This is a genomic window from Lelliottia sp. AC1 (assembly GCF_023278595.1).
Taxonomy (GTDB): Bacteria; Pseudomonadota; Gammaproteobacteria; order Enterobacterales; family Enterobacteriaceae; genus Enterobacter; species Enterobacter nimipressuralis.
On the sequence record NZ_CP025699.1, the window covers coordinates 4,291,024 to 4,313,099 of the forward strand.

Below are 22,076 nucleotides of genomic sequence, written 5' to 3' on the forward strand. Positions count from 1 at the left end.
GACATTACTCACCCGTCCGCCGCTCGTCACCCGAGAGCAAGCTCTCTGTGCTACCGCTCGACTTGCATGTGTTAGGCCTGCCGCCAGCGTTCAATCTGAGCCATGATCAAACTCTTCAATTTAAGTTTGATGCTCGTGAATTAAACTTCGTAATGAATTACGTATGTTCACTCAGAGACTTTGGTATTCATTTAGCGTCTTGCGACGTTAGAATCCATGTCACTTTGAGTGCCCACACAGATTGTCTGATAAATTGTTAAAGAGCAGTGCAACGCGGCTTTCGCTCACCGTTGCGAGGTCCCGTATAATACGTTTTCCTCATTCAGAGTCAAGCGTTTAATTTCGCTTTTCGCTGTCGACGTTCATCGCTGAACCCCTGCTGTCCCGGCGGCTTGCGTGCCATTGCTCCGTGTCAGTGGAGGCGCATTATAGGGAGTTCTCAGACGTTGACAACCCCTCTTTTAAAAAAAACTTTCAACCGCCTTTTTTTTGTTCAAAACCGTGCTACAGCGCCAGTTTTTCGAGCGTTTCAAAGCCATATCGGCGTAAGACGGGTAAAAGTTGCTCAGTCTCAGGGGTGAGCGCCATACAGAAAGCAATATTCTTGTCACTGGATTTGGCATCTGGCGCTTCATGTTCAAGAAGCCAGGCGGTGCGCCGGGCAATCGCGGCACCGGAGTCGACCAGACGTGTGCCTTCCGGCAAGACCTCAAGCAGCTCGTCCTGTAATAGCGGGAAATGCGTGCAGCCCAGCACAACCGTATCCGGTGGTTCAGCCATTCGTAGCCATGGACGCAAAATGCGACGCAGCTCCTCCAGCGGCACCGGATGCCCATGCAACTTCGCTTCGGCCATCTCCACCAGTTCGGCTGAGCCGAGCATGGCAATCGAGCATTCGTTAGCGAAGCGGTCGATCAGCTCACGCGTATAAGGACGCTTTACGGTCCCGCGCGTCGCCAGCAAGCCGACGATACCGTTCGCCGTCAGACGAGCCGCAGGCTTAATCGCCGGCACCACGCCCACAACGGGGAACGGGAATTTTTCGCGTAATGCAGGAAGGGAAACGGTGCTTGCGGTATTACAGGCAATCACGGCCAGCGCTAAGGGATAACGCTGTTGGACGGCAGTGACGATTTCCAGGACACGCTCAACGATAAAGTCTTCGCTCTTTTCCCCATAAGGAAAAGCGACGTTATCGAAAGCATAGATGTAATGAAGATCCGGCAGAAGATGCCGAATCTCATCGTAGACCGAAAGCCCACCGACGCCGGAGTCAAACACCAGCACGGTGGGACGTGGATCAGAAGGTGTAGCTGCCAGACAAGGTGTATTCCCGTCCTGCAGTTTGGTAGCCATAAACTGTCTCGTAATCTTTATCGAACAGGTTAGCTATTTTACCACGAACTGTCAGATGTGAGGTGACAGGATATGAAACTGCGACATCCCACAGACTTACGCCACCCATTTTCACTTCACGAGACGGAAAACTGCTGAAATCGTCGTCGTAACGAGTTCCCAAATAACGGTAGGCAAGATTCCAGTCGAAATCCCATACCTGAGTATCCAGCTGGTATTTCACCTGCTGTTTGGAGCGACGCTTCAGCACTTCGTTGGTTTTCGCATTACGCGGATCTACATAATCATAAGAAATCTGATGACCAACTGGACCGGTATCAAACTGTGCCGTCGCTTCAATACCCTCAATACGAGCTTTGTTGACGTTATAAGGGCGGTTGTTCGCATCGTAGCCCACCAGATTATCGACATCATTACGATACGCGCTCACGCGCCAGCTCACCGGTCCCGTCAGACCTTCAAAGCCCCCTTCCCACTGTTTGCTCTCTTCAGGTTTCAGATCCGGGTTGCCATACTTCTCGCTATGAATCTGGCTCATGGTTGGCGCTTTATACGCAGTGCCGTAAGAACCAATAATGCGATACCCTTCGACAAACTCCCACGCGGCGCTGGTTTGCCATGTGCTGTGGTTGCCAAAATTAGAGTTATCGTCGTTACGAGCAGCCGCTTCCAGCGTTACGCTATTAAACTGCTGCATCGCGGAGAGAAACACGCCAGTGTTACGCTGTTCATAACCACTTTTCAGGCTAGCTGTTCCTGCTTCGGTTTTCTGCTTCTGCCAGTCCAGACCCGCTCCAATGTTGCCTTGGCCAACAGTGAAGGTGTTCATCCATTGCGTGGTGTATTGTTTCACATCATCCATACTGGACGATGCCGCATAGCGCCCTTTACTCGGATCGTAGTTCAGATCTTTGCTGCGACCATAACCGGCCACCAACTGTGAATGATAAATCCCTTGGTTGTAGCGCAGCCCGGTATCCCAATTCTGGCTATACAGCTGCCGCATGTCTGGCGTGCCGGTCATGTTGTAGTTATCGTCATAGCTATCATAACCGTCATACGCGGTACGGTTGTCATAGCCAAAGCCACGGAAGAAGCCGCTCACGCTGTCGGTGATTTGCTGCTCCACGGAGCCGTACAGAGACTTACTCATAAAACCGTCGCGATCCGGCTGACGCGGTGCATCCTGCGCATCAATATCAAAACCGCGGGTATAGGTATAGTTGCCCGCAAGGGTGACTTTGGTTTTATCGAAGAGCTGCTGGAATGAACCGTCGTAAGACTGATAGCCCTTCGACCCCACACCCGCAGAAATCTCACCGCCAGGCTGATCGCGTCCGGTGATAATGTTGATTACGCCGCCAATCGCATCGGAACCATACAGCGCAGACCGTGGACCGCGAATGTACTCAAGACGCTGGATAAGAGAAGTAGGGATTTGGCTAAGATCGGCGACATTACTGATCCCGGCGTTGTTCAGCGGGATGCCGTCAATCAGCACCAGAACGTGACGTGATTCTGTACCGCGTATAAAAGTAGAAGCGTTTGCCCCCATGCCGCCGCTTTGGGCGATATCCACACCCGGCAGGCGCTGCATGACTTCCACGACGCTCTTGGCCTGCCAGCGTTCGATATCTTCACGGGTCACCACCGACGTCGGCGCCAGAACGGTATTTGCCGGTTGCTCAAAACGGTTTGCTGTCACCACCAACGAGTCAGCGCTTTCCTGCGCCCAGCCCGAAAAAGCCGTGACGGAAAGCGCCGTCATCAGCGATACTTTTTTAATCATTGTTAAAGCATCCACAATATAAGAAGGATGCCGCAGGCGTCATCTATAGCACGCGATGATGAAACCAAATGCGACGTAACACCGGCAGGTCTTCGGGCTTGGTGGCGTGTGTGGATGAAGACTTCCCACTCGAAAGCAGTGTCTACAACATTCATCCCGCCAGTCTTTACCGCTGCGCGTCAGCTCCAGATTTACACTGGATTCCCTTTTCACTTACAGGAGACCGGAAACAGAATGCTACAATTAGAAACGTATGGATGTCCAGACAGCTATGCATGATTAAATCTGGACATCCCCTGTACAGTGCTTACAATCCCCGCGAAATTGTTTACCACTCAGGATGCATCATGACCCCCGAACACCTCCCGACAGAACAGTACGACGCGCAGCTGGCAGAAAAAGTGGTCCGCCTGCAAAGTATGATGACGCCTTTTGCGGCGCCCGTTCCCGAGGTGTTCCGCTCGCCGGTCAGTCACTATCGCATGCGCGCTGAATTCCGTATCTGGCATGACGGCGACGATCTGTACCACATCATTTTCGATCAGCAGACCAAGTCCCGCATCCGCGTAAACAGCTTCCCGGCCGCGAGTGAATTAATTAACCAATTAATGACGCTGATGATTGAAGGCGTACGTGAAAACCCGATTCTGCGCCACAAATTGTTCCAGATTGATTACCTGACCACGCAAAGCAACCAGGCGATCGTCTCACTGCTCTATCACAAAACCCTGAATGATGAATGGCGTCAGGAAGCGGAAGCGCTGCGCGATGCGCTGCGTGCCCAGAATATCAATGTGCATCTGATTGGCCGCGCCACCAAAACTAAAATCATGCTCGATCAGGACTATGTGGATGAACGTCTGCCAGTGGCCGGGAAAGAGATGATCTATCGCCAGGTCGAAAACAGCTTCACGCAGCCGAATGCGGCGATGAACGTGCAGATGCTGGAGTGGGCGCTGAACGCCACCGAAGGGGCAACGGGTGATTTGCTCGAACTATACTGCGGGAACGGCAACTTCTCCCTCGCGCTGGCGCGCAACTTTGAACGCGTTCTGGCCACCGAAATTGCCAAACCCTCCGTCGCGGCAGCGCAGTACAACATCGCGGCGAACCACATTGATAATGTGCAAATTATTCGCATGGCGGCCGAAGAGTTTACGCAGGCGATGAACGGCGTGCGTGAATTCAACCGCTTGCAGGGAATCGATCTGAAGAGCTACCAGTGCGAGACGATTTTCGTCGATCCACCGCGCAGCGGGCTGGACAGCGAAACCGAGAAGATGGTGCAGGCTTATCCACGTATTCTTTACATCTCCTGCAATCCGGAGACGCTGTGTAAGAATCTGGAAACATTAAGCCAGACGCACAAGGTTGAACGTCTGGCGTTGTTCGATCAGTTCCCGTACACGCACCACATGGAGTGCGGCGTACTGTTAACGGCGAAGTAAAATCTTGTAGGCCGGATAAGCGAAACGCCATCCGGCTTTTTTTCGACAGGTGGCGCTACGCCTGTCTGCCCTGCAACATCCCGTTATTCATGGATTTGATGCTTACGGTTACGCATCTTAATACCAATCCAGAACACCAGCGCCACTGACAGCACCGCAGGCAGGAAGTTAGAGCCGATATCCGGATATTCCGCGCGCACCACGGTGCTATACAACAGAACGCCCAGGATAAAGAACGCGGCAGCCAGGCCCGGTAAACCTACCGGCATGGTACGGTTCTGATAGCGCTGATGCAGGCAGTAAACCGTCAGCACCAGAGCGATAAGCGGGAAGATCGAAAACGGCACAATGGAGCTGAACACGGCTGCAAATGTTCCGTTAATAGATAAGCCAGCGATCAATGCCAGCAACAACGTACCTTTATCCTGACCTGACTGTTTCATTACTCACCTTCGTCGATTTGATGCGCCGACTTTTCTTGTTCCCGGCGGTACCAGTAATACGCTCCTTTGGAAATCATCCTCAGCTGTAATACCAGTCGCTCTTCGAGTTGCTTGCGTTGTTCAACGCCAACATCCAGTGCTTCGGCACCCGCACTGAAAACAATGGTCACCATCGCCTCGGCCTGCGCTTCCGTGAAGGCGCGTGGCATATGGTTTTCGATTTCGAGATAGTCGGCAAGTTCCGCAATAAAATGCTGAATTTCACGCGCAACGGCGGCACGAAACGCGGCAGATGTCCCCGAACGTTCGCGCAATAACAGTCGAAACGCGTTGGGATTGTTGCCGATAAATTCCATAAACGTTGAAACGGACGTGCGGATCACGCTGCCGCCTTTGGCGATACGCTGACGCGCCTGGCGCATAAGCTGGCGCAGCATCAGGCCGCTCTCATCCACCATGGTCAGACCCAGCTCATCCACATCACGAAAATGACGATAAAAGGACGTTGGCGCAATCCCGGCCTCGCGTGCGACTTCGCGCAGGCTCAAACTGGCAAAACTTCGCTCAGCACTCAGTTGACTAAATGCCGCTTCCACCAGCGAACGCCGGGTTTTCTCTTTTTGTTGTGCTCTTACGCCCATCACAATAGTTGAATCCTTCCAAAGGCCTTCAGGCACTATACCAGAGAATAAAATTAATCTGTTTGCATCACTTTGTGAATGATTGTTTACGCGAGGTTTGTGCTCCACAGCTCGAAAAGAGCACAACGATAATTGGGTTATCCTGCTAATGATGTTACTATTCTGTTGCTTTTATGTATAAGAACAGGTAAGCCTTGCCATGCCACACACCTACGATTACGACGCAATAGTTATTGGTTCCGGCCCCGGCGGCGAAGGCGCTGCTATGGGACTGGTGAAACAGGGAGCCAGAGTAGCGGTCATCGAGCGCTACCATAATGTTGGCGGCGGTTGCACCCACTGGGGCACCATCCCTTCTAAAGCCCTCCGCCACGCCGTTAGCCGCATTATTGAATTTAACCAGAACCCTCTTTACAGCGACCATTCCCGACTACTTCGTTCTTCCTTTGCCGACATCCTCAACCATGCTGATAACGTCATTAATCAGCAAACGCGGATGCGCCAGGGGTTTTACGAGCGCAATCACTGCGAAATTTTGCAGGGCGACGCGCACTTTGTTGATGAACACACGCTGGCGCTGAAGTGTCATGACGGTTCCGTCGAGACGATTACCGCCGAGAAATTTGTCATCGCCTGCGGCTCACGCCCGTACCATCCGACTGACGTCGATTTCTCTCATCCGCGCGTCTACGACAGCGACTCGATTCTGAGCCTGCACCACGAACCGCGCCACGTGCTCATCTACGGCGCAGGGGTGATTGGCTGCGAATATGCGTCGATCTTCCGTGGAATGGACGTGAAAGTCGACCTGATCAACACCCGTGACCGTCTGCTGGCGTTTCTCGATCAGGAGATGTCCGACTCCCTCTCCTACCACTTCTGGAACAGCGGCGTGGTTATTCGCCACAACGAAGAGTACGAGAAAATCGAAGGCTGCGATGACGGTGTGATCATGCACCTGAAATCCGGGAAAAAGCTCAAAGCCGACTGCCTGCTGTATGCCAACGGGCGTACGGGTAACACCGATTCGCTGGCGCTGGAAAACATCGGTCTTGAAACGGACAGCCGCGGTCAGCTGAAGGTCAACAGCATGTACCAGACTGCCTTACCGCATATCTACGCGGTGGGGGATGTGATTGGTTATCCGAGCCTGGCTTCCGCCGCTTACGACCAGGGCCGCATCGCTGCCCAGGCGCTGGTGAAAGGCGAAGCGACTGCGCATCTGATCGAAGATATTCCAACCGGGATTTACACCATTCCGGAGATCAGCTCGGTGGGCAAAACCGAACAGCAGCTGACGTCAATGAAGGTGCCTTACGAGGTGGGTCGTGCGCAGTTCAAGCATCTGGCGCGGGCGCAAATCGTGGGAATGAGCGTGGGAACGCTGAAGATTTTGTTCCATCGCGAGACGAAAGAGATCCTCGGGATTCACTGCTTCGGTGAACGCGCGGCGGAAATCATTCATATCGGTCAGGCCATCATGGAGCAAAAAGGTGGCGGTAACACGATTGAGTACTTCGTGAACACCACCTTTAACTACCCGACGATGGCGGAAGCCTATCGGGTAGCAGCGCTGAACGGCTTAAACCGCCTGTTTTAACGCACCGTCAAAGTGGCCATCCATCGAACTGCGGATGGCCTCTGCCAGCTGCTCATAGCGGCTGCGCAGCGGTGATCCTGGACGATAGACCAGACCAATGGTACGACGCGGCTCAGGCTTAATGCACGGCAGATAAACCACACCATCGCGTTTGCGCTCGCGCGGTACGGCCAGCGCAGGCAGCAGTGTAATACCGCTTCCCGCCGCCACCATATTGCGCAGCGTTTCCAGGCTGGTTGCACGGAAATGGGTATCTTCATCCGCACCCGCTTCAAAGCAAAAACCCATCGCCTGATCGCGCAGACAGTGACCGTCTTCGAGCATCAGCAGCTTTTCACCCGCCAGATCGGACATCGGCACGCGATCGCGGTTCGCCCACGGGTGATCCTCATAGATCGCCAGCATCATCGGCTCATCAAACAGCGGCACTTCGATAAAGGCTTCGCTCTCTTTGACCAGCGCCAGAATCGCACAGTCGAGCTTACCGCTATCCAGCTGCGCCAGCAGTTGATGGGTCTGGGCTTCGTGCAGATACATTTCGAGTTTCGGGAAGGTCTGGTGCAGCATCGGGATAATTTGCGGCAACAAATAGGGGCCAACGGTAGGGATCAGGCCAATGTGCAGCGGGCCGGACATGGCTTCCCCCTGCTGGCTTGCCATTTCCTTGAGCACTTTGACCTCGCGCAGCACGGTGCGCGCCTGATCCACCAGCAGCAAACCGGCCTGGGTGAACAGCACTTTACGACTGGTACGTTCCAGCAGCATCACGCCCAGCTCATCTTCCAGCTTGCGAATCTGACCGCTCAGGGTCGGCTGGCTGACGTGGCAGGAATCTGCCGCGCGGCGAAAATGACGATGCTCGGCTAACGCTACCAGGTATTCAAGATCACGAATATTCATTATTCATCCTCCGTCGCCACGATAGTTCATGGCGATAGATAGCATAGCAACGAACGATTATCCCTATCAAGCATTCTGTTGAATAATACACCACATAGACGAGGCGGTGACTGTTTGACCCTTGAAGCACTGCCGCGTTATACGAGTTTCTCTCAAAACTCGAACAACTAAAGCCAACGTGAACTTTTGCGGACCCTGTGTCCGCTTTTTTTTGCATAAAAAAGCCCGGCAAACGCCAGGCCTGATTTTTATTGGCCGGGTAAGCGCTGCGCCACCCGGCAATGTACCGACTTAAATCAGTCGATCCTTCGCATCCGCAATTGCCTGCGCCACCTGCTTCGGCGACACACCGCCTTTCGCCGCACGCTTATCCAGGCAGGATTGCAGCGCCAGAATCGGATAGACGTCATCGCCAATCACCGCACTGAATTTTTGCAGATCGGCAAGCGTAAGATCTTCCAGCGGCTTGCCCTGACGAATCGCCTCAACCACCGCTTCGCCCACAATATGGTGCGCCTCACGGAACGGCACGCCTTTCGCGACCAGATAGTCCGCCAGCTCCGTAGAGTTCGCATAGCCCTGCTGCGCCGCTTCCTGGCAACGTGGACGTTTCACCTGAATACCGTCCAGCACCAGCGCGCCCATGTGCAGGCAGTCGAGCCAGGTGTCGAGAGCATCGAACAGCCCCTCTTTATCTTCCTGCATGTCTTTGTTGTAGGCCAGTGGCAGCCCTTTCAGCGTCATCATCATGCCGGTCAGCGCGCCCTGCACGCGGCCACATTTACCCCTGATCAGCTCCAGCGCATCCGGGTTTTTCTTCTGCGGCATGAGGGAAGAACCGGACGTCACGCGGTCAGACAGCTCAACAAAACCGGCTTCACCGGAATTGAAGAAAATCAGATCTTCGGCAAAGCGCGACAGATGCACCATGCCAATGGACGCATTCGACAGCAGCTCCAGCACGTGGTCGCGATCGGAAACGCTGTCCAGGCTGTTACGGGTGGCAGAAGCAAAGCCCAGCCAGCCGGCCAGCTGTTCACGGTCGATTTCATACGCCGTGCCGGCCAGCGCACCGCTGCCCAGCGGGCTGACGTCCAGACGCTTCAGGGTATCCTGCAAACGGCTCTCATCGCGCGCCAGCATTTCAACATAGGCCAGACACCAGTGAGCAAACGTCACCGGCTGCGCGCGCTGCAGGTGGGTATAACCCGGCATCACCGCGTCCTGATTGTGATGCGCGGTTTCCACCAGCGCACTCTGCAGCTGGCGATTCGCCGACAGCAGCTCCACAACAGTGTCTTTACACCACAGCTTCAGGTCAGTTGCGACCTGATCGTTACGGCTACGCCCGGTGTGCAGCTTTTTACCCAACTGGCCGACTTTGTCGATCAGTTTGCCTTCCACCCAGCTATGAATATCTTCAGCATCGCTCTCGAGGATCTGCTGCGGATTCAGGCGCACCTCTTCCAGCAGATTATTCAGCGCCTCTTCGAGCTGCACTTGTTCGTCTGCCGTCAGCACGCCAACGGTAACCAGCGCTTTAGACCAGGCCACAGAGCCGACGATATCCTGTTCGGCCAGGCGGTAGTCGAAGCGCAAAGAGTCATTGAACTGTTTGAAACGCTGATCCGCTGCCTGTGTAAAACGCCCACCCCAAAGTGCCATAACATGCTTCCTTAAATTCGGTTAGTTCTGTCGGGTCGCGCTGCGCTTACCCGACCTGCAATCATCAATACTCTTTTTTTGCCCGATAACGCTGTACTTACATGCACAAAATATTAGGCCAGAATACGTGTACCAATCGGCGTGCCGTTAAACAGCGCGGGCAATTGTTCCGCGTGACGCCAAGAGGCGATATCGACCGGGCGACCCAAAGTGCGAGCGGCATCCAGCGCGGCATTCACCTTCACAATCATGCCGTCGGTAATAATGCCCTGGTCGATTAACTGCTCAGCCTTCGCCGCCGTCATCTCGGCAATGCGCTGGCCTTTTCCATCCAGAATCCCGCTCACATCGGAGAGCAGAATCAGATCCGCGCCCAGCGTCGCCGCCAGCGCCGTGGCCGCCTGGTCGGCATTCACGTTCATCAGTTGTCCCTCTTCGGTCACCCCGATAGAGCTTACAACCGGCAGGAAACCGCCTTCCAGCAGGGTGTTAATCAGCTTAGGTGAACCCGGCTGCGCCAGTCCAACATGGCCCAGTTCTTCGTCGAGCTGGGTCACATTTACGCTATCACCGTCGCCCAGATACAGGCCCACGGAGGCGATATGGTGTTTCTTTGCCCACGCCAGCAGCGTTTTGTTTGCAGTTCCCGCCAGCGCGCCGGTAATGATGTCGATCTGATCGGCAGGCGTCACACGCAGGCCGTTTTTCTTTTTCACCGGCAGATTCAGCCCTTTCATCAGCTCATCCACCACGCAGCCGCCGCCGTGTACAATCACCAGCGGACGTTGGTGTGATTCACGATAGTTCACCAGTGCAGTAAACAGACGCTCCAGCGCTTCTTCGCTGTCCAGCAGTACACCACCGAGTTTGATAATTAATGGATTCATCATCACACCTTAAATAAGAGACTGCGTTTCGGCGAAGCCAAAACGAATGTTTGCGCACTGCACCGCCTGGGCGGCAGCGCCTTTGAGAAGGTTATCTTCTGCAGCCACCACGATCAGGTGCTCGCCCTGAACGGCAAAACCGATATCGCAGAACGGCAGGCCGACCACGTTTTTCAGTGCCGGGACACCTTTGTCATACAGACGCACCAACGGTTTATCGGCATACGCCTGATTAAAGGCTTCGGCTACCTGATCTTTGGTCACGCCCGGTTTCAGACGGCAGGTGATGGTTTCCAGAATCCCGCGCGGGAAGTTGCCCAGATGCGGGGTGAAAATCACTTCCGCGCCCAGGTGTGTAGTGATTTCCGGGTGATGACGGTGGTTGAATACGCCATACGGTTGCAGGCTCACTTCGCAGAAGCTGTTAGAAATGGCCGCCTTACGCCCGGCACCGCTGACGCCACTGGTGGCGTTGATCACAGGCCACTGGTTAAGATCCAGCAGGCCCGCGTCGATCAAAGGCTTAAGAGAAAGCTGCGCCGCCGTTGGATAGCATCCCGGAACGGCAATCAAATTGGCTTCTTTCAGCTTATCCGCGCTCCACTCCGCCAGACCATAAACCGCTTTTTTAAGCAGATCCAGATGCTGGTGAGTAAAGCCGTAATATTTTTCATAAAACGCACTGTCGTTAACGCGGAACGCGCCGGAGAGATCGAAAACCACACAGCCGGCCGCCAGGAACTGCGGTGCCAGGTCGTGGCTAACTTCGTGGGCGGTGGCCAAAAACACCACATCCACACCGTCGGTAAACTCGCTGATGTCGGACATCGGCTGCAACGGCAAATCCACGACTCCCTTAAGCTGCGGATGCAAATCAGAAATTAATTTTCCCGCATCATTGCTTTGCGCTGATACGGTCAAAGCGGTTATGGTCATATGAGGATGGCGATTCACGTAGCTCACAAGCTCTGCGCCCGCATAACCGCTAGCGCCCACAATCAGCGTATTCAACATCGGGTTCCTTTACGATCAACGTTAGTGTATTTTTATTCATATTTAGTGCATGAATATTGATACTATCACGACCTAAGGTATGTCAACAATGAAAATGAATTTACCACCCTTTATCGAGATTTACCGCGCCCTGATTGCCACGCCGTCCATCAGTGCGACCGAAGAAGCGCTCGACCAGAGCAATGAGTCTTTAATCAATTTACTGGCTGGCTGGTTTAGCGAACTCGGGTTTAAGGTGGAAGTTCAACCCGTTCCAGGAACCCGCAATAAATTCAATCTGCTCGCCAGTACCGGCGAGGGTGCTGGCGGCCTGCTGCTGGCCGGACATACGGATACCGTTCCCTTTGATGATGGCCGCTGGACGCGCGATCCCTTCACCCTGACCGAGCACGACAACAAGCTCTACGGTCTGGGCACGGCGGATATGAAAGGCTTCTTCGCCTTTATTCTTGATGCCCTGCGTGACGTGGATGTGAAAACCCTGAAAAAGCCGCTCTATATTCTGGCCACCGCCGATGAAGAGACCAGCATGGCGGGTGCGCGCTATTTTTCGGAGAATACCGCCCTGCGCCCGGATTGCGCCATTATCGGTGAACCGACTTCACTGCAACCGATTCGCGCCCACAAAGGCCATATCTCTACCGCCGTACGCGTGATGGGCCAGTCCGGCCACTCCAGCGATCCCGCTCGTGGCGTCAACGCCATCGAACTGATGCATGATGCGATTGGCCGTATCATGCAGCTGCGCGACTCCCTGAAAGAGCGCTATCACCACGACTCGTTTACCGTGCCGTACCCAACGCTGAACCTGGGCAGTCTGCACGGTGGTGACGCCTCCAACCGCATCTGCGCTTGCTGCGAACTGCATATGGATATCCGCCCGCTGCCGGGCATGACCTTAAGCGATCTGGATGGGCTGTTGACGGAAGCACTGGCCCCTGTGAGCGAGCGCTGGCCGGGCCGTCTGACCATTTCCGAGCTGCACCCGCCGATCCCTGGCTACGAATGCCCGCCGGACCACCAGCTGGTGCAGGTGGTCGAAAAACTGCTCGGCGCGCAAACCGATGTAGTGAACTACTGCACCGAAGCGCCGTTTATCCAGACGCTGTGCCCGACACTGGTGCTTGGCCCGGGTTCCATTAATCAGGCTCACCAGCCGGACGAATACCTGGAAACCCGCTTTATTAAGCCGACACGCGAATTAATTACCCAGGTTGTGCATCATTTCTGCTGGCACTAACAATTCTTTTTGAGTGCCCTCTTCCGCCAGGAGAGGGCACCAAAACGCATGATCCTCGTCACATTCTCATAAGCATCTCTTATCTGACGCGAAGCGAATTAAATTTCGTAAATTGCCCACATTTATTCGTTTGCTGAACCGTTTTCGCAGCAATTGACGGCAGGGGGTTTACGTGGCTTTATAAAGGGAGATGACAAATAAATGTCCAAAAGATTTCTGAATGGGCATAAACAAAAATGATGGGGTGACTGGGTTTTTATGAACGAACAATATTCCGCGTTGCGTAGTAATGTCAGTATGCTCGGCAAAGTGCTGGGAGATACCATCAAGGACGCGCTGGGAGAGAACATTCTCGACCGCGTTGAAACCATCCGTAAGCTGTCCAAATCCTCCCGAGCAGGAAATGAAGCGAACCGCCAGGAGCTGCTCACCACCTTGCAGAACCTGTCCAACGACGAACTGCTGCCCGTCGCGCGCGCGTTCAGCCAGTTCCTGAACCTGGCTAACACCGCCGAGCAATACCACAGTATTTCGCCGAAGGGCGAAGCTGCCAGCAACCCGGAAGTGATTGCCCGCACGCTCAGAAAACTCAAAGACCAGCCCGATCTCAACGAAGAGACCATCAAAAAAGCGGTGGAATCCCTCTCCCTGGAACTGGTGCTTACCGCGCACCCGACCGAGATCACCCGTCGTACGCTTATCCACAAAATGGTGGAAGTGAACAACTGCCTGAAGCAGCTTGATAACAAAGACATTGTCGATTACGAACGCAACCAGCTGATGCGTCGTCTTCGCCAGCTGATTGCCCAGTCCTGGCACACGGATGAAATCCGTAAGTACCGTCCAAGCCCGGTTGATGAAGCCAAATGGGGCTTCGCGGTCGTGGAAAACAGCCTGTGGGAAGGAGTGCCAAACTACCTTCGCGAGCTAAACGAACAGCTCGAAGAGAATCTGGGCTACCGCCTGCCGGTGGATTTCGTGCCGGTGCGCTTCACCTCCTGGATGGGTGGCGACCGCGACGGCAACCCAAACGTCACCGCTGAAATCACCCGCCACGTCCTGCTGCTGAGCCGCTGGAAAGCCACCGACCTGTTCCTGAAAGATATTCAAATCCTGATTTCTGAACTGTCGATGGTCGAAGCGACGCCAGAGCTGCTGGAACTGGTCGGCGAAGCGGGCGCCAGCGAGCCGTATCGTTACCTGATGAAAAACCTGCGCAGTCAGCTGATGGCGACCCAAGCCTGGCTGGAAGCGCGCCTGAAAGGCCAGCGTCTGCCGAAACCGGCGGGACTGCTCAGCCAAAACGAACAGCTGTGGGACCCGCTCTACGCCTGCTATAAATCACTACAGGCATGCGGAATGGGCATCATCGCCAACGGCGAGCTGCTCGACACCCTGCGCCGCGTGAAGTGTTTCGGCGTGCCGCTGGTACGAATCGACGTGCGTCAGGAAAGCACCCGCCACACCGAAGCGCTGGGCGAGCTGACCCGCTATCTCGGCATTGGCGACTACGAAAGCTGGTCTGAAGCCGACAAACAGGCCTTCCTGATCCGCGAGCTGAACTCAAAACGCCCTCTTCTCCCGCGCAGCTGGGAGCCGAGCGAAGAGACCAGCGAAGTGCTCAACACCTGTAAAGCGATCGTTGATGCGCCAAAAGGATCTGTCGCCGCCTATGTGATCTCCATGGCGAAGACCCCGTCCGACGTGCTGGCCGTACATTTGCTGTTAAAAGAAGCCGGTATTAGCTTTGCGCTGCCGGTGGCTCCGCTGTTTGAAACCCTCGACGACCTGAACAACGCCAACGACGTGATGACCCAGTTGCTAAATATCGACTGGTATCGCGGCTTTATTCAGGGCAAACAGATGGTGATGATTGGCTATTCCGACTCTGCGAAAGATGCGGGCGTAATGGCGGCCTCCTGGGCGCAGTACCAGGCGCAGGACGCGCTGATCAAAACCTGCGAAAAAGCGGGTATCGAATTAACGCTGTTCCACGGACGCGGCGGCTCTATCGGTCGCGGCGGCGCACCAGCGCACGCGGCACTGCTTTCGCAGCCGCCGGGCAGCCTGAAAGGCGGCCTGCGTGTCACCGAGCAGGGCGAGATGATCCGCTTTAAATATGGCTTGCCGGAAGTGACCATCAGCAGCCTGTCGCTCTACACCAGCGCGATTCTGGAAGCGAACCTGCTGCCACCACCGGAGCCAAAAGACGCATGGCGTCATATCATGGACGAACTGTCGGATATCTCCTGCGATCTGTACCGTGGCTATGTACGTGAAAACAAAGATTTCGTCCCGTACTTCCGCTCGGCAACGCCGGAACAGGAGCTGGGCAAACTGCCGCTCGGTTCACGTCCTGCGAAACGCCGCCCAACCGGTGGTGTGGAGTCTCTGCGCGCTATTCCATGGATCTTCGCCTGGACGCAAAACCGTCTGATGCTGCCTGCCTGGCTGGGTGCCGGTGCCGCGCTGCAAAAAGTGGTCGAAGACGGCAAGCAAAGCGAGCTGGAAACCATGTGCCGCGACTGGCCTTTCTTCTCCACCCGTCTGGGAATGCTGGAGATGGTGTTCTCCAAAGCCGACCTGTGGCTGGCGGAATACTACGATCAGCGCCTGGTCAAACCGGAGCTATGGGGCCTGGGTAAAGAGCTGCGCGAGCTGCTGGAAGGCGACATTAAAGTCGTGCTGGATATCGCCAACGACTCGCACCTGATGGAAGATTTACCGTGGATTGCCGAGTCCATCCAGCTGCGCAACATCTACACAGACCCACTGAACGTATTGCAGGCAGAACTGCTGCACCGTTCCCGTCAGGCGGAAGAAGCCGGCAAAGAGCCAGACCCGCGCGTGGAACAAGCGCTGATGGTCACCATCGCGGGCGTCGCTGCGGGCATGCGTAACACGGGCTAATCTCTGTTTTGCGCTCATCAGGCCACACCATGTGTGGCCTTTTTTTATGCTTGCAGGTAAGGTTTTCTCTTTGGTCGACACGGAAGGAAATGCCATGCAGCAAGATATCAACCTGATCCTGGCCGAATTGATTGAAGGCCCGGCATCCCTGCGGAAAGTGCATTTTGCTAACCCCGCGACTCCCGCACCAGAGCTGGCGCTGCAGGTTGATTTCCCACGTCTGGAGATTGTGCTGGAAGGCTCCGTGAAAGACGTATCGACCGGAGTTTTGCAGGCTCAGGATGTCTTATATGTCCCGGCAGGCGGCTGGAACTCGCCGCAATGGCAACAACCCGCTACCGCGTTAAGCATTCTGTTTGGCAAACAACAGCTTGGTTTTAGTCTGGTGCAGTGGGATGGCATAGCCCTGCGCAATCTGGCGAAACAGCACGTTGCACGCCGAGGCCCGCGTATTGGCTCATTCCTGCTGCAAACATTGCATGAAATGCAGATGCAGCCACAGGAGCAGCAAACCGCCAGGCTGATTACCTTAAGCCTGCTCAGCCATTGCACCGACCTGCTCGGCAGCCAGATCCAGACCGCTTCACGCAGCCAGGCCCTGTTTGGCGCCATTCGCGACTATATTGATGAGCACTACGCGTCGCCGCTGACCCGTGAATCCGTCGCGAAAGCGTTCTACATCTCACCCAACTATCTTTCGCATCTTTTCCAGAAGACAGGCGCGGTGGGATTTAACGAATATCTGACGCATACCCGGCTCGAACATGCTCGCCGGTTGCTGAAGGGGTATGATTTGAAGGTCAAAGAGATCGCACACAGCTGTGGGTTTATTGACAGTAACTATTTTTGCCGACTGTTCCGCAAAAATACGGAACGCTCGCCGTCTGAGTATCGCCGCCAGTACCACAGCCAGCTCACCGGAAAGTCGGTTAATCCAGAATAAGCTGGGTATGTTGCGGGGCAGACAGCAGTTTACGGACGGCAACCATCACCTTTTGCGGATCGCGCAAGAACGCATTGATGCCGCATTTCACATAGCGACACTGCTCGAATCGCTCCACGCCAGCCAGTTCAATATCCGTAATGAGCAGAACCACTTCCGCCTGACGAATGTCCTCTTCTGTCAGTTCGCATTCAATGCCCAGAGCACCCTGGGTTTCGATTCGAATGTTCCACTTTTCCTGGTGGCAGAGCTTTTCCAGCCGTTCCGCTGCCATGTAAGTATGGGCGACACCGCTCACACAGGCAGTCACTGCGACAATTCGGTGTTCCGCGATAGCGGCCATATTAACCTCCAACGGTTACCAAAAATCCTGCACGCTCGGCCATCTGTCGCACCCGGGCGATGTCCTCTTCCGTCGGTACAGCCACCTGGCTCATGGTCCACGCGTGTCCGAGCAGCCGATATTTCGGCTCGCCGTACTGATGGAAGGGCAACAAATGCAGTTGCCGTATTTTTGAGGGTATCAGAAATGCCAGTAAGCGATTCATATTCGTCTCACTCAGCGTATAGCCGGGGATGAGCGGCACGCGTGGGATCACGTTGATGCCCTCTTCCACCAGACGCAGCAGATTATCCAGCACCCTCGGTAAATTCATATTTATCACGGTTTTCGCCTGGTCTGAATCCATGATTTTCAGATCGAACAGCACTTCATCGCACTGCTTCGCCAGGGGTAAAAGGCGGGAAAGCGGCGCATCGCCTGCGGTTTCAATGGCGGTATGAACTCCCCACCGACGCAGCCGTTGCAATAGCTGAGTGGCAAAAGGCGCCTGCATCAACACCTCACCGCCGGAGAGCGTCACTCCGCCGCCGGAGGAGCGAAAGAAGACCTCATCTTTCATCACCTCGCGTTCAAGTTCTTCAAGCGTAACATCGCGACCAATGTGCTCAAACGCACCGGAAGGGCATTCGGCAACATCTCGCAAGCAGGGTGCGCAGTGCAGACATTTGCTCTCCCTGCGCACGGTCTCGATCTTTGGCGAGATGGATTCCGGATTCGCGCACCACGGGCAGGAGTGGGGACAGCCTTTGAAAAAGACCACCGTGCGGATGCCCTGCCCATCATTCAGGGAGTAGCGCTGGATGTTAAAAATACGCGCCTGGTCAGCGCGTGTTTCTATCATTTCACAGCTGATGCGCGGTACGGCGGATAATGTCATCCTGAATCTCCTTCGACAGCTCAACAAAGAAGGCACTGTACCCGGCGACGCGGACCACCAGCCCGGCAAAATCCTGCGGGCGTTGTTGCGCTTCGCGAAGCGTATCCGCATTCACCACGTTGAACTGAACATGCTGTAATTTCAGCTGGGTGAATGCAAGCAGGAAATCGGCCAGTTTTTGTAACCCGGCGTCACCTTCGAGGGTGGCTGGCGTGAATTTCACATTCAGCAGCGTGCCATTAGAGAGCAGATAGTTATCCAGCTTACTCACAGATTTCAGCACCGCCGTCGGGCCCTGCATGTCCTGGCCGAGCATCGGCGACAGGCCGCCGTCCGCCAGCTGCTCACCGGCAAAACGCCCATCCGGCGTGGCTCCGACAACAGCGCCGAGCGGCACGTGGGCTGAGACGGTATAGGAACCCGGCGTGAATTGCCCCCCACGCGGATTACGATACTTTTCGACCTCTTTGCAGTAGTGGCGCAGGAGTTCAGCGCTGATATTGTCGACCTCATCGATATCATTGCCGTATTTTTCGAAGCGATGGATAAGCCGCGCACGGACCTTTTCACCCTCGGGCGTCGCGAAGTTCGCTTTGAGTACCGCCAGTAGTTCATCAAAACTTAAGCGCTGCTGCTCAAACACCAGCCCTTTTAAGGCATGAAGCGAATCACTCAGATTGGCGATCCCAATACCCTGCACGCCAGAGAAGTTATACCGTGCCCCGCCTTCGGTGATGTCCTTGCCGTTATCAAGACAGTCGCTGATAAAGGAAGAGAGCAGCGGAACCGGTGCCCAGTCGCGATGGCCAATGTCGCATATATTGCTGCCTTCGACCATTAACGCAATGTAGTGGTTAATTTTGGTGCGGATATGTTCCAGCAATTGGTCATAACTCAGCGTCGTATTGCCTTCGTTCTCCTGCATCGCAATTTCCATTACCTTCAGCAGGTTAAACATGGCGATATCGTGCAGACCGTAGGTTTTACCCGGAATCGATAACTCAACGCAGCCGACAACCGCGTAATCGCGCGCATCTTCCAGCGACACCCCGCGATTCAGGAAAGCGGGCACTACCACCTCGTCATTGAAAATCTGCGGAATACCGGTGCCCAGACGAATAGTTTCCGCCGTTTTGAGCAGGAACGGCCTGTCGATAAACTCATTGACGCGAACGCCCAGATTCGGCTGCGGTAACTGGATACTCTGATAGGCATCGAGGCAGAGGAATGAGAGCACGTTTACCGCGCTGCGGCCATTTTCCGTCAGGCCGCCCAGCAACGCGGTGTAGCCCGTCGGGAATCCGGCAAAATAGCGGGCGCTGCTGGTCGAGCGCAACAGCACCACGTCGTTGCATTTCACCCACAGAGATTCTAATAACTCTTTAAGGAACGCCGCATCTTCGCCCTGGCTCAGCGAGGCCTGATAAAACGGCAGCATGTACTGATCGAAGCGGCCAATAGAGAGCGAACTGGCGTTAGATTCATACTGCAAAATGACGTTCATGTACCAGAACAGCTGACATGCCTGCCAGAAGCTTTGCGGCTTGTATTGGGCGTTGTGGCGCGAGTTTACAGCGATGGCCAACAGCTCCTGCCGACGCGGTTCGTCATAGCGTTCAGCCATCTCTTCCGCCAGCGCCGCGTAGCGCAGGATATGGCGTTGCGAGGCTTCAAGCAGCAGTAGCGCGGCCTGGTAAAATGCATTCTGCGGCTCGCACTGACAGTGCTCGTTCATCTCAGCCACCAGCGCACCCAGCCCGTTGTTCAACAGACGCGGGTAATCAATGATGATGTGCCCCTGGCCTTTATCCGTCTGGTTAACGCTGAAAATCTGCGTGCTTACCGCCGCTTTGACCTCTTCCGTCATCTGGCTATTGATGAAGTCCTTCATCGACCGCTTTTCCCAGTACGGATAAAGCACGTCGCGGTAGAGGCGTTTGTCTTCTTCGCTGATATTAAAGCGATCCTGCGGGCGGGTGGAGAACTGCTCCAGCTCTTTCAGCAGCCAGTACGGGTCCATTTCGGGCGACATAATCCCGGCGCGCGGTTTCACCGTGCGGTTACCGGCAATCAGTTCATCATCACGAATCGCGATCTCAACGTGGTCGAGAATATACGCCGTCGCTTTCGCTCGACGCAGAATGACCGGTTCGCCTTCCGTCTGCTGATGGCTTTCGGTGTAGAGCAGCGCACGTTCAAGCGAGATTTCACGCGGGCTGGCGAACAATGCGTCTTTCAGGCGCTGAATACGATTCGTCATGATTAAACTCCAGTAACTGAAAACAAGCCCGCCCCGAAGGGCGGGAAGAGGTCAGGCGGTTTGCGCCAAATGGGCATCAATTTTGTTCATGATGGCTTCTGCGCGTTTGACCGCATCACTGATGTTGACGCGCACAATGGTTTTTCCGGCGAAGCGCTCTTCAAACTTAATGCCGATATCTTTGGTCAGGATGACCATATCCGCTGCGGCGACGTCTTCAGCCGTCAGTTCGTTTTCGAGGCCGATAGACCCCTGGGTTTCGACTTTGACTTCCCAGCCTTTGGCTTTAGCGGCGCTTTCCAGCGCTTCGGCGGCCATGTAGGTGTGGGCAACGCCAGACGGACACGCGGTGACTGCAATAATTCGGGCCATGTTTTCTTCCTCACTCAGTTAATTTCGAAATCCAGATCCAGGTCGTCTTCCTTCTCTTCGACCTGTTTCGCGTTCTTACGCGCAATGCTTTTCAGTACGTTGACGCTGACCGCCGTGACCACGGCCCCCACGGCAACGGCCGCGATATACCCGAGCTTGCCTTCCACTACGGGCAGCACAATCAGGCCGCCCCATCCGGCATAACATTGCGCACCAAATACGGCTGCTGTGACTGCACCGCAGGCTGAGCCAAGCATGATGGAAGGAATGACGCGCAGCGGATCGGCAGCGGCAAAAGGTATTGCCCCTTCCGTCACACCCACGCAGCCCATGACCAGCGCGGCTTTACCCGCTTCGCGTTCTTCTGCGTTGAAATTCTTGCGGTTGATCAGCGTCGCCAGCCCCAGTCCTAATGGCGGTACGCAGATCCCAACCGCCGCGATAGCCACCACGGTATAAACCCCCTGCGCCACGCAAATCAGCATGAACGCGTAGGCCACCTTGTTGATAGGGCCGCCCATGTCGAAGGCCAGCATGAGTCCCATGATGACGGCGAGTACCACGATGCTGCCCTGCTGCATGCCTTGCAGCCACTGCGTTAATCCTGTGGTGAGTGCGCCGACAGGTTCACCGAGACCCCACATCATGATGCCGGCGGTGATAAAGGTGCCGATGATAGGGATGATGAAAATTGGCATGACCGAGCGAAGCACTTTCGGCACTGGCAGTTTTTTCAGGTAGAAGACGACGATACCGCCGAGGATCCCGGCGATGATGGCGCCGAAGAACCCTGCGCCGAAGCTGTTACCGACCCATGCTGCGATAGCGCAGGGTGCGAGCGCCGCGCGTTCGGCAATGGAATAACCGATATAGGCCGCCAGGAAAGGCACCATCAGCGTTAAGCCCGCCACGCCAAGATCGAACAGTTTTTTCAGATTGGGATCGGTGGCCGCGTCCGGAACGGCGCCTTTGCCATAGAGCATGACCGAAACGGCCAGCAAAATACCGCCTGCGACGACGAAGGGGATCATGTGCGACACCCCTGTCATCAGATGCTGCCGCGTGTTCTTGAGAATATGCATCAACTCTTTCATGTGTCGCTCCCGGGCTTTCGCTCGCCTATATCCATAAAGATGTTGTGGCAACAATAGGCAATCGGAAAGCGGGCTGACAGTGGACAAAAAGGGCATTTGCTGGATTTTTGTAATACAGAAAGAAAAATGCGATCCGCCTCGAAATTTCCACCCTCCTTCAAAAAGCGCAAAAACAGTGAACCTGTGAGTCAAATCTCACTTTTCGCCGGACATTACATTTGTCCAGCGTTTGGCAGTTTTGTCACATGGCGCGTCTCACTGTCGCGCTCGTATGCTTTCCACTAATAGTGATTT

General features: G+C 54.9%; 18 protein-coding genes and 1 riboswitch. Of the genes, 5 read left to right on the top strand and 13 right to left on the bottom strand.

The genetic code is table 11. The features are described 5' to 3' along the window. Positions 1-504: 504 nt before the first annotated feature. Together murI and btuB are read right to left on the bottom strand one after the other, a co-directional pair. Positions 505-1,356 (bottom strand): glutamate racemase, encoded by an 852-nt coding sequence (gene murI / locus C0560_RS20415; protein ID WP_102105806.1) that lies wholly within the window; start codon positions 1,354-1,356, stop codon positions 505-507. Beyond that, positions 1,301-3,145, bottom strand: a complete 1,845-nt coding sequence (gene btuB, locus C0560_RS20420; protein WP_123429960.1) for a TonB-dependent vitamin B12 receptor BtuB — start codon at positions 3,143-3,145, stop codon at positions 1,301-1,303. Before btuB ends, murI begins: the two co-directional genes overlap by 56 nt. Before the next feature lie 65 nt (positions 3,146-3,210). After that, positions 3,211-3,388, bottom strand: a riboswitch (cobalamin riboswitch). Between the two features lie 104 nt (positions 3,389-3,492). Here btuB and trmA point away from each other — a divergent pair. Beyond that, positions 3,493-4,593 (top strand): tRNA (uridine(54)-C5)-methyltransferase TrmA, encoded by a 1,101-nt coding sequence (gene trmA / locus C0560_RS20425; protein WP_100778404.1) that lies wholly within the window; start codon positions 3,493-3,495, stop codon positions 4,591-4,593. Positions 4,594-4,676: 83 nt separating this feature from the next. Here trmA and C0560_RS20430 read toward each other — a convergent pair whose 3' ends face one another. Both C0560_RS20430 and fabR read right to left on the bottom strand, forming a co-directional pair. Next, positions 4,677-5,036, bottom strand: coding sequence for a YijD family membrane protein (locus C0560_RS20430; RefSeq protein ID WP_100778403.1), 360 nt, complete (start codon positions 5,034-5,036; stop codon positions 4,677-4,679). Beyond that, entirely contained in the window at positions 5,036-5,680 is a 645-nt protein-coding gene (fabR, locus tag C0560_RS20435; RefSeq protein ID WP_129035629.1) for an HTH-type transcriptional repressor FabR, read from the bottom strand. The genes C0560_RS20430 and fabR overlap by 1 nt, the downstream gene beginning before the upstream one ends. A 196-nt stretch (positions 5,681-5,876) precedes the next feature. On the opposite strand from fabR, the gene sthA reads away from it, so the two are divergent. Next, the gene (gene sthA, locus C0560_RS20440) at positions 5,877-7,277 is read left to right on the top strand and encodes a Si-specific NAD(P)(+) transhydrogenase (protein WP_100778401.1); all 1,401 of its coding nucleotides are present in this window, start codon (positions 5,877-5,879) and stop codon (positions 7,275-7,277) included. Here the strand turns inward: sthA and oxyR are convergent. From oxyR to argC, 4 genes are all read right to left on the bottom strand, one after another. Next, the gene (gene oxyR, locus C0560_RS20445; RefSeq protein WP_095283927.1) at positions 7,260-8,177 is read right to left on the bottom strand and encodes a DNA-binding transcriptional regulator OxyR; all 918 of its coding nucleotides are present in this window, start codon (positions 8,175-8,177) and stop codon (positions 7,260-7,262) included. The genes sthA and oxyR overlap by 18 nt on opposite strands. A gap of 291 nt (positions 8,178-8,468) precedes the next feature. Further along, entirely contained in the window at positions 8,469-9,842 is a 1,374-nt protein-coding gene (argH, locus tag C0560_RS20450) for an argininosuccinate lyase (protein WP_100778400.1), read from the bottom strand. 113 nt (positions 9,843-9,955) lie between these two features. Next, complete coding sequence (gene argB, locus C0560_RS20455; RefSeq protein ID WP_095283929.1) at positions 9,956-10,732, bottom strand: acetylglutamate kinase; 777 nt, start codon at positions 10,730-10,732, stop codon at positions 9,956-9,958. Positions 10,733-10,738: 6 nt separating this feature from the next. Then, entirely contained in the window at positions 10,739-11,743 is a 1,005-nt protein-coding gene (gene argC / locus C0560_RS20460) for an N-acetyl-gamma-glutamyl-phosphate reductase (RefSeq protein WP_248859329.1), read from the bottom strand. 88 nt (positions 11,744-11,831) lie between these two features. Between argC and argE the strand changes: the two genes are divergently transcribed. From argE to C0560_RS20475, 3 genes are all read left to right on the top strand, one after another. Further along, entirely contained in the window at positions 11,832-12,983 is a 1,152-nt protein-coding gene (gene argE, locus C0560_RS20465; RefSeq protein ID WP_100778398.1) for an acetylornithine deacetylase, read from the top strand. A gap of 258 nt (positions 12,984-13,241) precedes the next feature. Beyond that, on the top strand, positions 13,242-15,893 hold the full coding sequence (gene ppc / locus C0560_RS20470) for a phosphoenolpyruvate carboxylase (protein ID WP_100778397.1): 2,652 nt from the start codon (positions 13,242-13,244) through the stop codon (positions 15,891-15,893). A gap of 94 nt (positions 15,894-15,987) precedes the next feature. Further along, on the top strand, positions 15,988-16,836 hold the full coding sequence (locus tag C0560_RS20475) for an AraC family transcriptional regulator (RefSeq protein WP_248859330.1): 849 nt from the start codon (positions 15,988-15,990) through the stop codon (positions 16,834-16,836). Here C0560_RS20475 and C0560_RS20480 read toward each other — a convergent pair. From C0560_RS20480 to C0560_RS20500, 5 genes are read right to left on the bottom strand one after another with little or no spacing between them, the layout of a single operon-like run. Beyond that, positions 16,823-17,179, bottom strand: coding sequence for a PTS fructose-like transporter subunit IIB (locus C0560_RS20480; RefSeq protein ID WP_100778395.1), 357 nt, complete (start codon positions 17,177-17,179; stop codon positions 16,823-16,825). The genes C0560_RS20475 and C0560_RS20480 overlap by 14 nt on opposite strands. 1 nt (position 17,180) lies before the next feature. Then, positions 17,181-18,056 (bottom strand): [formate-C-acetyltransferase]-activating enzyme, encoded by an 876-nt coding sequence (locus C0560_RS20485; protein ID WP_248859331.1) that lies wholly within the window; start codon positions 18,054-18,056, stop codon positions 17,181-17,183. Beyond that, a complete protein-coding gene (locus C0560_RS20490; protein ID WP_248859332.1) occupies positions 18,022-20,316 on the bottom strand; it encodes a formate C-acetyltransferase in 2,295 nt (764 codons plus the stop codon). Before C0560_RS20490 ends, C0560_RS20485 begins: the two co-directional genes overlap by 35 nt. A gap of 51 nt (positions 20,317-20,367) precedes the next feature. Further along, positions 20,368-20,688: a PTS fructose-like transporter subunit IIB gene (locus C0560_RS20495; protein ID WP_100778392.1), complete on the bottom strand. Its 321-nt coding sequence runs from the start codon at positions 20,686-20,688 to the stop codon at positions 20,368-20,370. A gap of 14 nt (positions 20,689-20,702) precedes the next feature. Then, positions 20,703-21,782: a PTS fructose transporter subunit EIIC gene (locus C0560_RS20500; protein WP_100778391.1), complete on the bottom strand. Its 1,080-nt coding sequence runs from the start codon at positions 21,780-21,782 to the stop codon at positions 20,703-20,705. Between the last annotated feature and the right edge of the window lie 294 nt (positions 21,783-22,076).